General features: G+C 40.8%; 11 protein-coding genes and 1 tRNA gene. 3 read left to right on the top strand and 9 right to left on the bottom strand.

Annotation, left to right across the window (positions count from 1 at the left end; translation table 11 throughout):
* Nucleotides 1–48: 48 nt before the first annotated feature.
* From ACM0OS_RS17800 to ACM0OS_RS17765, 8 genes are all read right to left on the bottom strand, one after another.
* The gene (locus ACM0OS_RS17800) at nucleotides 49–1,179 is read right to left on the bottom strand and encodes a nucleotidyltransferase family protein (protein ID WP_414544530.1); all 1,131 of its coding nucleotides are present in this window, start codon (nucleotides 1,177–1,179) and stop codon (nucleotides 49–51) included.
* 576 nt (nucleotides 1,180–1,755) lie between these two features.
* On the bottom strand, nucleotides 1,756–3,582 hold the full coding sequence (locus ACM0OS_RS17795; RefSeq protein ID WP_414544529.1) for an ABC transporter ATP-binding protein: 1,827 nt from the start codon (nucleotides 3,580–3,582) through the stop codon (nucleotides 1,756–1,758).
* A 26-nt stretch (nucleotides 3,583–3,608) separates the two neighbouring features.
* Complete coding sequence (locus ACM0OS_RS17790; protein WP_414544528.1) at nucleotides 3,609–4,499, bottom strand: hypothetical protein; 891 nt, start codon at nucleotides 4,497–4,499, stop codon at nucleotides 3,609–3,611.
* Between the two features lie 357 nt (nucleotides 4,500–4,856).
* Complete coding sequence (locus ACM0OS_RS17785) at nucleotides 4,857–5,033, bottom strand: lasso peptide (RefSeq protein ID WP_414544527.1); 177 nt, start codon at nucleotides 5,031–5,033, stop codon at nucleotides 4,857–4,859.
* 185 nt (nucleotides 5,034–5,218) lie between these two features.
* Nucleotides 5,219–5,383: a lasso peptide gene (locus ACM0OS_RS17780; protein WP_414544526.1), complete on the bottom strand. Its 165-nt coding sequence runs from the start codon at nucleotides 5,381–5,383 to the stop codon at nucleotides 5,219–5,221.
* Between the two features lie 107 nt (nucleotides 5,384–5,490).
* Nucleotides 5,491–7,524, bottom strand: coding sequence for a lasso peptide isopeptide bond-forming cyclase (locus tag ACM0OS_RS17775; protein ID WP_414544525.1), 2,034 nt, complete (start codon nucleotides 7,522–7,524; stop codon nucleotides 5,491–5,493).
* Entirely contained in the window at nucleotides 7,521–7,964 is a 444-nt protein-coding gene (locus tag ACM0OS_RS17770; protein WP_414544524.1) for a lasso peptide biosynthesis B2 protein, read from the bottom strand. The genes ACM0OS_RS17775 and ACM0OS_RS17770 overlap by 4 nt, the downstream gene beginning before the upstream one ends.
* A complete protein-coding gene (locus ACM0OS_RS17765; RefSeq protein ID WP_414544523.1) occupies nucleotides 7,948–8,262 on the bottom strand; it encodes a PqqD family peptide modification chaperone in 315 nt (104 codons plus the stop codon). The genes ACM0OS_RS17770 and ACM0OS_RS17765 overlap by 17 nt, the downstream gene beginning before the upstream one ends.
* A 656-nt stretch (nucleotides 8,263–8,918) precedes the next feature.
* On the opposite strand from ACM0OS_RS17765, the gene ACM0OS_RS17760 reads away from it, so the two are divergent.
* Nucleotides 8,919–8,990: transfer RNA gene (locus ACM0OS_RS17760), tRNA-Gln, on the top strand.
* Between the two features lie 506 nt (nucleotides 8,991–9,496).
* On the top strand, nucleotides 9,497–11,758 hold the full coding sequence (locus tag ACM0OS_RS17755; RefSeq protein ID WP_414544522.1) for a GumC family protein: 2,262 nt from the start codon (nucleotides 9,497–9,499) through the stop codon (nucleotides 11,756–11,758).
* A gap of 100 nt (nucleotides 11,759–11,858) precedes the next feature.
* Here the strand turns inward: ACM0OS_RS17755 and ACM0OS_RS17750 are convergent, their stop codons facing one another.
* Nucleotides 11,859–12,338, bottom strand: coding sequence for a hypothetical protein (locus tag ACM0OS_RS17750; RefSeq protein WP_414544521.1), 480 nt, complete (start codon nucleotides 12,336–12,338; stop codon nucleotides 11,859–11,861).
* A 184-nt stretch (nucleotides 12,339–12,522) separates the two neighbouring features.
* On the opposite strand from ACM0OS_RS17750, the gene ACM0OS_RS17745 reads away from it, so the two are divergent.
* A complete protein-coding gene (locus tag ACM0OS_RS17745) occupies nucleotides 12,523–13,839 on the top strand; it encodes a hypothetical protein (RefSeq protein WP_414544520.1) in 1,317 nt (438 codons plus the stop codon).
* The last annotated feature ends 32 nt before the right edge of the window (nucleotides 13,840–13,871 follow it).

The following is a 13,871-nucleotide window of genomic DNA, read 5'->3' as shown; positions in this document are numbered from 1 at the left end:
CGGCTTGTCAATACTATTCAGGATAAAAACTAACTGGCAAAAATGCTTCTAAATCCAAGCAGGGAATAACTTATTACTTCTGGCAGTCACAAGAATTGATTGGTAAATACCATACTTAACTTTGTCTTGTAAACGTTCCCTAATATTCAGATCAAAGAGATATCTGTCCCACAGTGCAGGTGGCTTGTAGGTTTGTATGAATAACCTTTCTCTCACTTGTGTTGTAATTGCTGTTAATCCAGGTTCAGCCTCTATTAGTGGCAAAATTTCTGTGGGTAAATCTGTTCCCAGCAGATTTTTAGCGAGGAGCATACCTTGCAAAAACCTCCTCCAGCAACCTAATACCTGAGCTTGTTTGATTAATAAATCCCAATTTATTTCGGGTGTAACACGGATGAGTGCAGCAACATCACTGATTAGGCTTAACTTGTTCCAACGATCTCTGCAAGCATGGACGCAGAGAAACAACAGATTATCTTCTGGTGATAAATTTATTACTGTTTTACCTGCAAAAGTTACTAAGGCATGACGCTGCCACAGCCGTTCATGAGCAATAGGAAAAGATAGATATTTCTGCAAAAGTTGCCAGTGGAGATCTAAATTAACTCCTGTGTGTTTGTGTGTGTAGTTATTATCCTTGCAATATGGAGATTTTAGTCGGGCAACTTCTTGTTCTCGCGTATGGTTGTATGTGTTTTGAAATCCCTGAGTAACCAGCAAATCTCTGGCAATTATGGCATCTTGGGGGCGAACTAAAATGTCGATATCTCCAAACTGTCGCAGTGCGATATTCTTGTAAACTGAGACTGCAAGAATAGGTCCTTTAATGGGAATTACAGTGAGATTGTGGGATTCAAAGAGATTCAGAAGTTTAAGCAGCTCGTTAGTGAGAAAAAGGTTGCGTCTAGCATTGGCTTTGAAATAATAGAGCAGCTCTGCCAAAATATCTTTGGGAACTAGCTCAGGACAGATGGTATTGAGATTTTGGTAAAGCAATGGCATGACCTTGTGGAAGGTTGCTGTTTGGATGATATATGTCCAATCAAGGTCTTGCTCAAGCAGGGTTTTGATTCGCTCAGTAGTTGAAGAATCTGGATGAGTACGGACACTGTTCAGAAGTAGCTCAATCTCAAGTCTGTTTTTGATTTCCTGATTTTCATTATGGGGTTGGGTTTTCATCAGAACTTTAGACTAAGTTTGCGTACTTTGGCCCAGAACTAAAATGCAGATTTGGCTAATTTGAGATGTTGTTCAGTATCTAGGGAGAAAGATGTCATTTCACCCAAGTTAGGCGGTGAAATAATACAATCACAGCAATATTCTATTGAGAGATTTATTTACCTTGTAAAATTACATAATTACTTGCTGTGAATAACTAGAAAAGCAGGCTTTTTAACCAAAAAACTCAATTAAATAAGGTTTGCGTGACAATTTATGAGCCTGATTAACGGATTCAATATACCATCAAATAAAAAATCGATCTGCCAATCATAAGAATAAGTGATAAAAGCTAGGATTTTTTTTGATATTTTTAATAAATTTTTGTCAGAATTACTCTTATTGATAGTTGTGTAAAGTCAGTAATGCTGCTTTAAATGATGCGGCTTACTACTATAGGCATACTCAGGATCAAGACTGGAACGCTGCAAGAAAAATACTTGAGAAAGGATTTCGAGGGGTAACTGGGAAAGTTCATCACCTTTAGAGAAATCGACCTCTGCACGGGTGAGAAAGAGGAGGCACAAAAATTGAATCTTAGGCTTGAGAGGATGTCAGATTAGTGTGCATTTGGGCTTTCCAGGACTGGGCATAAAGTCCATCTAGGGCTAGTAATTGCCCATGATTTCCCGATTCCACTATCTGACCAGCACGCATGACGTGAATAATATCTGCCTGCATTGCCAGTGTAAACCGATGAGTAATCACAACCGCTGTGCGATCGCTTGCCAATGTGCGAAATCTCTCCAACCAATCGTGTTCTGCCCAGGGGTCCATTGCACTGGTTGGTTCATCTAAGATAATAATTTGGGCGCGGCGAAAAAATGCCCTTGCCAATGCCAAACGTTGCCATTGACCACCACTCAAGTCAGTTCCTTGGGGAAATAACTTGCCCAACATGGTGTTGTAGCCTAAGGGTAATTGGGATATCTTTTCGTGAATACCGGAAGCCTTGGCAGATGTTTCAATTTCTGCTTGATTTGAGGGTGCAGATATGTCACCTAAAGCAATATTTTCACTCGCGGAGGTGTAGTAGGGAATGGGGGACTGAAACAAAACGGTAATTAATCGCCGCAGTTGTTGTACAGAAAACTCACGGATATCGATGCCGTCTAATTGTATACTACCAGCGTCAGGGTCATAGAAGCGACATAAAAGTTTAATGAGTGTACTTTTCCCTGCACCGTTATCACCGACGATGGCCACAATTTTACCAGCAGGTAGGGTTAAGTTGAAGTTTGACAATACAGCTTCTTGAGTGCCAGGGTAGCTGAAAGATACTTGCCGAAATTCAATGCCCTGTTGAGGTTTTGCCGGTACGGGGACAGGATTAAGTGGATCTACGATTTTAGGTTGTATTTTTAGAAACTCAAACAAATTACCAATAAACAAGCCATTACGATAAATTTGCCCCAAGTTACTTAAGACAGATTTGACAACACCTTGACCTTGTTTGAATGCTTGAAAAAATAAGGCTAAATCACCTAAATTCAAAATTCCTAACAAGACTTGTCGTCCTATCCAGGCCAAGGCCAGACCAGAAACAATCAGTCCCAACAACCCAGCAATAAAACGGCCTATGGTTTGCTGTTTCAGTAGTTGTAGCTGTTCATTTCTGAGTTTGCGGCGCAAATTTTGGTAAGCAGATTGAAAGTAATTGCCGAAGTCAAATAATCGCACTTCCGCAGCTGTGGCACTGTTTGTCAGTAGCAGGTCATAATACATCAACCAACGGCGATCTGTGGTGGTTTTTTGTGACCATTGATACTGGATTTTATTTAAATACAGCAGCACACAGAATGCCGGAAAAGCACTGATGGCTAAAACTACAGGTAGCCAAACACCATAAGGCAGTAAAAGTGCCGCGATCGCAATTAAAGTAATACTGTTTTGTAATAGACTACCAGTACTTTCTAATAAAGCCAGCGATCGCCCACTTGCTCCCTCCCGCGCTCGTCCGAGTTGGTCATTATACTCAGAGTATTCATACAAGCCATAATCCACCGCAACTGATTGTTTGTGAATCAAGCTACTAACATAATCTTGTACTAGTTCTGATTGGCCTGTACGAATCCATTCCGCCGCACTGTTAACCAACTCTCCCAATAGCATGATGCCTACTAATAATCCTACTGGGATGAGAACTGTCTGGATAGTGGCTGCGGAAATTCCTGTTCCCGTGACTGCAACTAAAGCATTAACTACTCGCGGAGTCAGAGAAAGACTAGCTGCTGGTAGTAATCCTTGAACTAGTAGTAATACCATCCAGGCTACAGTCCAATGGCGAGATGCTGCCCAAACCAGGCTGAGAGTTTTTAATAAGTGGGAAAATATGGTATTCGTACCGCGTAGTTTGCTAATCAAAACTTTCACAACCTATCAAATTTAATCTATACAGTAGTGAGATTATCTACACTTGCAGCGGCGAGGTCTTCCTCAACCAGCTTGACAAGTTCGGGTAAATCTGCTAAAGAAGGCTTGCGAATGAAGTGACAAAAGCTAACATTTTTCACCAGTTCAGTACAAAGCCGGAGATGGGAAGCTTGAAATTCGGGATCTGTAATTAAGGTGATGGCACGTGTATGACGTACTAATTCCACAAAGGCTTGTTGCGTTTGAATTTGAGTAATTTCGTGGCTTTCTCCTTTACCCAGCACATAAATTTTCTGGAGTGGTAGAGGGGTTTGTTGGAAACCTTGAGAGACTTTGTAAGACAATTTGGGTCCATTGGGGAAAATTGGCGACAAGCTGTTAATATCTTCTCCTAAAGAGGTAGCGGCTTCTGGCCACAGCTTAAATTGAGGATATGCCGGAAATACCAATGGTTGCCCTGTACCAACTTGGATAGGCATGACATCATCAGTTAAGACATCATAGCCCTTGGTGTGAAAGGCTGTAGCCAAAGTTGACTTACCCCAACCTGAACCACCCATAAATGCTACTGCTTGGTTGTTAATTCTGACAGCGCTAGCGTGGAGAACTAACAGTCCTCGCTGCCGTAATAAAACACATAATATTGGCCCCAAAAGTATGGTGCGTAATAAACTCTCGTCTACTCCTGGTAGGGGATCAATTACTATTTCTTGACCTTGATAAATTAAAAATCTACCAACTTCTGCTACTGTGCCTTGGAAATTGTTCCCCAGATCAAATTCCTTGGCAGTGGTATCATCTAATTTCCCTAACCGCACAATCACATCTGGCTTACCTTCACTTTCGATTAGCTCTGGTAATTGTATTTCTGAGGCAATATATAAGTTAAAGGCTTTATAAACTTTCATATGTTCAATTTAGTCTATATTATAGTCTGGTTTGACTTATACAATTATTTGCGTAGCTAGGGAGCAGAAAAATCTTTTTGTGTTGTATTGATGTTTTTCAAATATTAAATCAAGAACCCTATAAACCTCGTCCATCATGAAAAGTGAAGTTTTTGTCACGGCGACGCCAGGAAACAATCTCAGAATCTTGACTACAAAGTACAGTTCTCAAAGTAGATAAGGTTTAGATGCCAAATATATGTGGTCACATGTATTTTGAGGTTGCCTGAAAATACTTTTAACCTAAACTTTAAATTGTCCCCAAGACATTATAAATACAAGTATCGCTTTGATGATGGCAATATAAATGGCTGTTACCTATTGTCTATTGATGGGTACTACTTCTCCATCAATATCACTTGTACCTTGGATGCTAAATAATGGTGAACCATTGAAGAAAACTACATCTACAAAAACATCGGAACCTATAGCCTGTGTGATAGCTTCAACATTACCGTGGATGGAAATTTTAGGTGGGTGGTACTGCTTTTTCATGATTGATATTTAAATAGGTTAAAATAATTTAATTATTAGAAAAATTATTTGAGGTTGGGTTTGAAATATATTTAACCCAACCTTTTATTGGCGCATTTTCTTCTGTTCAATTACTACAGAGACAGAATACAAAAATAGTGTCACTCTGATGATGGCAATTTACTGAGAAGATGGATTGCAGTTATCTATCTTCTGATGGGTACTACTTCCCCATCAATTGAACCTGTACCGTTAAAGGTACTACCATTGAAGAAAATGGTATCGGTTTCACTAGAAGCACCGAAGCCCTGTGTGATGGCTTCAACATTACCGTAGTTAGACATTTTGGGTGCGTTGTATTGCTTTTTCATGATTGATATCCTCAATTTTTGGTTTTGTAATGGACGTAGTTGTAATTTGAGCTAACGCTCGCAGAACTTGGACTTACGGTTTGTATTCACCTGCCAAGAATTTGGACTTACGGCTGCACTTGCTTGTAGTCAAGCCACAAAGCTAAAATTACCGCCTGCCAAACGGCCATACTGTCTCCTTTTTGAACTTGGTTTTCGGTTGATAAAAGTCTTTGATAAGCTGCTTGTAAGAAATCTATATCTACGTATTTTTCCAGATTTCCTAGTTTATAAGTCATTACTTCTGACAGGATTTCGCGGTTACGGTTGAGTAGTCCATCGTGAAAATTTGGTGTCATATCTGCTTTTCCGCCACGCCATTGAATTTTTTCCGGCAGTATGCCTGCTAAAGCCCTTCGCATGACTACTCGTCCCCATCCTTGATCTAACTTTTGCTCAGAAGGCAAGGCCAGGCAAAATTCTACTAATCGTTTATCCATAAATGGATGACGAGCTTCTAAAGAGAACATGGCTGCATATTGATCCGCCTGCTCAAAAGTGTAAGCTAATATACCTTGTGTGAGATTACGCCAATGTTCTTCTCTTACAGTTAAGGGTGGTTGAGGATACGCATTAAACTTGTAAATTCGTTCCTCTAAGTTAATATCTTCAGCAAATTTACTGTTAATTAGGGGTGTTTGTGAGGCAGCAGTCATAGAAGTAATCGGTTTTTTTCGTAACCGCCGCCAAAGTCGCCGCACTGATTGAGGAATTAAAGGTTTCAAGCCAAACTTAATAATTAATACTCGGCGGGAAATGCCGAAATGTTTGTGAATTAGTTGCACAGCTTGAGCAAATGCTATCCACCGAAACTGCTTGATTAAGTCCTGAAGATAAGGCAAACCATAGTTTTGCAATACACCCAGGGGGGGGAGGTTAAAGTGGACAGAAACAGTTTTTAATTCTGATATTGATATTTGCCATTTACCTTGGCGTGCTAGTTCGGTAAGTCTAGCAGAACCGTGGCAAACCACGGTGTCGCCATCAAATCCGTCCAGGCAAATTCTAATTCCTAGTTCATTGGCAACACGGTTTAAGTTCCAAGGATAAAAGTGACTAGGGCCTAATAAAGCTTCGTCTTCATACTGAAATATGCTGTCTAAGTTAGATAAAGGATTACACTGATCACCGTGAATATAGTGGGGAATTAAACCTCCCTGTTCCAACACTGCATTGATGAATGGACGCTCGTCACATTCGGTAATTTCATCAAAAATATTGGATATAGTGTGTAATTCTTGAGGTTTTGCGGCTTGGTGAAGTAAATGCCGAGCTACACAAGTAATAGCAGAAGAATCTAATCCGCCGCTCAAGTGGCTGGCGATCGCAAAAGCACTACGTAAACGACAGCGTACTGCTTCGGTAAAAATATTTTTAAATTCTTTAGCATACTCTTCGTTAGAAGATAACCGTAATTCCCGCTGTTTGTCAAGTTGCCAATATGACCAAATTCTTATGACAGATTGGTTGATGACCATACTATGAGCCGGAGGCAGTCGCAGAATATCTTGGTAAGTAGTGATGACTTGATCTTCCATCATCAATGCCAAATAATCGGCAATTCTCACCTCGTTGAGTCGGCGTGGTATTTGTGGTAAACCGAAGATGGCTTTAATTTCTGAGGCCAACACAAACATTGTGCCTGGTTGGTAAAAGTAATAGAACGGCTTTACCCCTAAGTGATCCCGCGCACAAAAAAGAGATTGTTTATTTTGATCCCAAATAGCAAAGGCGAAATCGCCTAAAAGATGTTCTGGGCAAGATTCACCCCACTTTTGATATGCAGCTAATATAAATTCACTATCTGTAATTTTTTCTATGGGACGGTCAGGTAATTCCAAGACCGACATCAGTTCATCACGATTATCTATTCTGGCATCCGCAGTAATTACCAGTTTTGCTGCTTGATTAACTAAAGGTAGTTTCTCTATTAAAGATTCGGGGGTTGTCCATAACATTCTATGACCCAATCCAACAGAATCTTCAATCCAGATATCTGCACCATCAGGGCCACGGTGGGCGATAATATCAACCATTCGTTGGATATCTTGATGATCTACCGCACGATTGTTGAGATACTGCACACCCACAATCCCGCTCATAATTTCACTCCTTCTAGGGATGGTAGGGGCGTATAGCGGGAAAGGTCTGGGATATTACCTATAATTACCAGTCCTTGAGATTCAATCCAAGCATGAGCTTCTAACTTTCCTGTGTCTACTTTAGCGACGCCTAGGCGCAATTCCCCAGAATGTCCGTAGTGACGCATCAGTACTTGAGTAGTCAAGGCACGTGCTAGACATTTAGCACCGGGGACATAACGGGTCACTTTATTGACAGTCCAAACAATTTTGCCCACAGACACTTGGTTGTTACTGGGCAATGGTTCACGGGAGTGACTAATTTTAGTGAGGAGTTTCAGTAGTTGATTAAACTGGATTAACACCAGTCCTAGCCTGATGGCTGCCAGTAAAAAGAAGGTGACGATTAAAAAATTGCGATCGCCTGCACTTAAGCGCAGAAACTTACGCAGTCGTTTCATTTTTAACCTCAATTAATCCAGCCGCGAGAAAGTCTTTCAACAATGCTATCAGGTCTCGATCGCACTCATCAGAAGCAACTTCATATTCTTCTAAAATGACCTGCTTGATCTCTTTTACCACTTTTGGTTCTTGAATCAAAGTCCATATCCTTGCCCCCACCTCATTCAGTCCGTGGTAAATACCCGTTTTGATATGCAAAATAACTGCTTCACCACCGATATCGGAAAAAATCTGTTCAGGAACTGCTACTACCATCGAAGAGTCGCAAATGTGAGTATCTAATTCCGTCATTTTCATCTTATTTTCCTTGTTTAGTGTGACTATTTTTCACCCAAGACTTAGCAAAACTTCCTAATACTCTTGATTATGGACTAATTTCAATAAATGACAGTTATGCTATGCGGCAGTTTCAATCTAGTTTTATCGGATAAAATTTATAGTAAAACAGCCTTAATTTTTAATATTAAACACTGTATTTTTATCTATTATCATTTATTTATCAAGGAAGAAATACAACGTCATACTTACGTATATGATTTATCAAAATACTATACATACATATAGTTAATTGTCAAATCAGGTTTATGAAAAAATACAATGCTGTTATTTTTCCTAGATAAATGGCAACTAATTGACATTTAAAATGTAGCTATAGCTTATGTATAGTTTTGCATATACACCATAATAATTAAAATATGGGGATGTTAGTAATTTCCGCAATTCGGGAGATTTTGTCGCTAATTTGGCGTAAGTTTTGGTATTTCCCATGTCATGAACAGCAAATATACAGCGGCAACACCAGTAACTATTCAAACAACCTAGTTCTCCATAGCAAGCAATGCGAGAAATCTTTAACAAGTTTTGTCAAACACCAGAAAATAGCATCCCTAAATTTTTCTCACGGTACTTGACAAAACCTAGTTAGTGAATGTTATAGTGTCTTAGTCAACTGATGGGGCGTAGCCAAGTGGTAAGGCAGCGGGTTTTGGTCCCGCCATTCCTAGGTTCGAATCCTAGCGCCCCAGTGAAATGAGGAGTAATTAAGTTTGCTCCTCTTTTTTTGTAGCTAACCAGAAGAGGTAGGGGAAAGAGTCCAGGGTGCAGGGGGAACAAGCCCTTTACCCCTGCGTGGAGCGGAGCAGAACATGGGTATAAGCCCCGTCCTTCTAGGACGCTCATATGGGGCGGAGTCCAAGCGTCGTCACGGTTTTCCCCCTTGCTCCCTGCCCCTTTTCCTCTTGGTGACTAAATACTTAAGTGAGGCAACCGATATGGTCTACGCAATGTTACTGTAGATATATTAAAATGATTCCAGTTCGGTTGTATCCTCAACAGGGTAGTTAAAATAATTGAGTATAATAGCCCATTGTGGAAAAAACCTAATACCCGCTGAAGTTATTTGCTTCATAAAGCTAGTCAGTTTATTGAGTAATTTTTCTGCTAAAGTGCAAGCTAAGACAATTTTGAACAAGTTTAATTAAACTACGCCAAGTCTGTTTAAGAAGTTTCAGTAGTTTCAATTACAAATACTATGCTTCAGTCAGAGAAAAACCCCTACCTGTTATCACAAACTAAGATTGCTCAGTCCAATAGTGATGATGAATTGAATCTAGGTCAAATTGCAGCAGTCTTACGTCGTCGATTGTGGTTAATTGTGGGTATAACAGGCGTATTAGCAACTGCATCTGTACTGAAGGCTAAATCAGATCCCCCAGTCTATCAAGGGGCGTTCGACATTTTGACCAGACGGGGGACTGGCGAAAGTCAGGTGGTAGCTAATTTCCCTCAATCCATAGATTCCCCAGGAAATACAGCTACTCCTCAGCAAGAGCTACAAACAACAATTAAGGTTTTAAAGAGTCCTAGAGTCATCGAACCGATTATTGCTCAACTTCAAGCTCAAGACCCGAACTTTATTGACAGACTCCAGGCTCAATACCCAGAGTTTATTGACAGACTTAAGGCTCAACATTCAGAAATTACTCCCAATCTGTTGTATGACATGTTTGTGAGTAACTTAATCGTTACATCCGAAGAGCCAAACATCATTAATGTTCAATTTATTAACCCAGATAGACAAATAGTTAGAGATTTTTCTAATTTACTAGCTGATGCTTATTTGCAGTATAGTCTGGAGGATAGGCAATCAGAAGTAGTTCAGGCGATTAACTTTGTCAACGAACAAAGAAAGCCTTTAAATGAGCGGGTACAATATTGGCAAAATCAACTACGGAACCTGCGATTAGAAAATAGTTTAATTGACCCCACCCAAAAAGGTCAGGAGTTGTCAAATCAAATTTCTACATTGACTAGTCAACAACTAGAAAACCGGGTGCAATTAGAAGAATCTATAGCTAGATATCAGGACTTACAAAGTGAGTTAGCACAACAGCCAGGAGAGAGAGCTGGTAATTCTTTGCTAAGTGAAAATAGTCGATATCAAGCAATACTGGATCAACTGCAAGCGGCGGATATTGAACTCACCAGACAGTCAGCCGTATTAACAGATGATAATCCTATAATGGTGACGTTAAGAGAGAGGAAAGCGTATTTACTTCCTTTGCTGGCTGGAGAAGAAGAGCGAGTTCAAAGAGATTTTCAAAGCCGTATCCGCGCACTATCGGCTCGTGAAATTTCTCTAGTTGAGAACATCAGAGAACTCAATAATCAAGTCAGAATTTTGGCTAGCATTAGCCGTAATTACGATAATATTCAGCGGGAATTACAAATTGCCACTGAGGGGCTGAATCAGTTTACAGCTAAACAACAAGCCTTACAAATAGATAAAGCTCAAAAACAACAACCTTGGCTATTACTTGATCCGAAATTATCTAGAGTTAATAGTCCTGGAGCTATTTCTGATAGTGCTACGAGAAACTTAGCAATAGGTGGTGCTTTAGGATTATTACTAGGTATAGGAGCAGCTTTAATTGTAGATAAACTCAGTAATATATACTATAGCGCGCAAGAACTTAAAGATAATACTCGACTGCCACTTTTAGGGATAGTTCCTTTAAGAAAAGATCTGGAAACAACCAACCCTACACAATTATCTAGAGCAATACAACAACCAAATAGCGCCTCATTTTTTGAGGTTTTTCGTTCGCTTTACACCAACATTTTGCTTTTAGGTTCAGATACACCAATTCGTTCTTTGGTAATCAGTTCACCTGTGCAGGGAGATGGTAAATCTACAGTTGCTATACAGTTAGCACAAGCGGCCGCAGCTATGGGGCAAAGAGTATTACTAGTAGATGCTAATCTACGTTGTCCTACCCTACACAATCGAGTAGGACTGATGAATATTCAAGGATTGACCGATGTCATTTCCCAAGATCTAGATTGGCACAATGTCATCGAGCGATCGCCACTAGAAGACAACTTGTTTGTCATGACAGCAGGGCCAATTCCCCCTGATTCGGTCAGGTTGCTGGCGTCTCAAAAAATGCATGATTTGATGGACAACCTACAAGCGAGTTTCGATTTAGTTATTTATGACACTCCGCCACTTTTAGGGTTTGCAGATGCCTACTTAATGGCTTCTAATACCGATGGTATTGTGCTAGTAGCTGGTTTAGGTAAGCTCAAGCGTACTGCATTACAGCAAGTATTAGAAGAGATTCAAATCTCTGGTACTCCCCTATTAGGAATGATCGCTAATAGATCTAAAGACGCTACACCTGTATCTCATAACTATTATCACCAGTACTATCAGCAAAGCATGGTAGCGCAACTATCTAGTAGAGATGTAGAATCACGTGCCTCTGCATTGAGAGGTAACGGACACCGTTAGGGTTTGTAGTGAGGACTTTAGTCCTCTCTATAAATCTAGGGTAGTGGGTTACGCTACACGACAACACACTCTACTGGTATGGCAAGGATAAAATGTTGTCTTATTTTTCAGGCGACTTTAAAGCTTGATCCAAAACTTGCCGTGCATGTTCGGCTTTTGTCCGTGCTTCCTGATAGCGTAGATTAGCTTGGGCAAAGTTTTTTAGGACTTTAAAACCTTCCTTCAGGCTAGCTATTTCCTCTTCACTGACTGCATCATCTGAAAATAGAACATCAACAGCCTGGCGAACTTCCAATGCTTCAGTGCGTGTTTCCTGCACTTTGAGTTTGAGGGTGGCTAGAGTATTCAAAACCTGGACAGCTTGCGTAATGCTATCCTCGCCACTTACAGGATCATTAGCTGGTTCCTTAACCTGAATTAATTGTTGAGGCCCAAATCCCTCTTCCAATTCCGTGGACAACTGACCAGCTTCCATCAATTCCATCAGCTGATCCATAGCTTTATCACGGGCTTTGGCTGAATCTTTTCCAGAAACAGTGAGGATAATTTCTGGACTTTGAGCGAGAGTATACTGAACCATACTAAGGACAGAAAAATTGCTGATTAATCAAGCCAAGATTAATAATTTTAGCATGAAGCGATCGCAGCTAAGTCACGCGAAAAATAATTCCTGGGGATTTCATCCCTTGCACCCGAACAAGCTCATAAAAATAAAACTTTATACTTAATAAAGACAAAGCGAATTTTAACAAGAGGGAAGAGCGATGACTCCCAATCCCACCATCATGAAAGCTATAGAAAACCTGGGCTACCGAGTCACTGTTGGTGATGTAGCAGCCCAGGCAGGATTAAATGTGGCAGAGGCTGGCCAAGGATTATTAGCCCTGGCTTCTGATGCTGGTGGACATCTTCAAGTAGCAGAAACTGGTGATATTGTTTACAAGTTTCCGCGAAATTTCCGAGATATATTACGTAATAAATACTTGCAGTTACGATTACGGGAATGGTGGCAGAAAGTCTGGGGGGGTTTGTTTTACCTCATTCGCGTTTCTTTTGGAGTTCTCTTAATTGTTTCCATCGCCCTCATAACTATTACCATCATTGTCATCATTACCGCCTCTAGCTCAGATCGCAACGACAACAGTCGGGGAAGTAGTTCTAGGGGTGGGGGGTTCTTCTATTTCCCATTCCCCAATTTATTTTGGTACTTTAGCCCCAATTATCGCCCACGCTACCAGGAAAGACAGTATAGCAGGCAGTATGACAGACGCCAAGAAAGCGAACTGAATTTCTTTGAGGCTGTATTTTCGTTTTTGTTTGGCGATGGTAATCCTAACGCCAACTTAGAAGAACGCCGTTGGCAAGAAATTGCCACTGTGATTCAAAATAACCGTGGTGCAGTGGTAGCCGAACAAATTGCCCCCTATCTGGATAATCTGGGTGCAAATTATACACAAGAATACGAAGATTATATGTTGCCTGTGCTGACAAGATTTAATGGGCAACCAGAAGTTAGTCCAGAAGGGCAAATTGTTTATTACTTCCCAGAGTTGCAAGTCAAAGCCAGCAAAACACGTCATCAGTCAGTATCCACCTACTTAGAAGAATTGTCTTGGCGTTTTAGTGCCGCAAGTTCAGGACAAATTATGCTATCGGCGGGATTGGGGATACTTAATTTCGTCGCGGCATTAATATTGGGAGGTTTGATAGCTGATGGTACAGTTGCTGCCGAATTAGGTGGATTAGTTGCTTTTGTCCAAGGAATTTATTGGTTATTGTTAGCTTACGGCGCAGGATTTTTGGCCATACCCTTAGTACGTTATTTTTGGATTCAATGGCGCAATCAAAAAATCGCTGCCCGTAACCGCGATCGCCTGTCTCGATCTAGGCTATTAGCAGACCCAAATACTGATTTACAGCGCAAAATCAATTTCGCCCAACAATTTGCCACCGAAAAAGTCATCAGCAAAGACGATGTAATCTATTCCAGCGAAACCGACTTAATCGACCAAGAAGTTGAGCGTTCCGCACAAATTGACGCGGAATGGCAACGGCGGTTGCAGGAAGGGAGTGGGGAGTAGGGAGTAGGGAGATGGGGGGAGTGGGAGATGGG

The sequence above is a fragment of the Nostoc sp. CCY0012 genome, assembly GCF_963920855.1.
Classification (GTDB): Bacteria; Cyanobacteriota; Cyanobacteriia; order Cyanobacteriales; family Nostocaceae; genus Cyanocohniella.
This window is presented reverse-complemented; position numbering and strand designations above follow the sequence as displayed.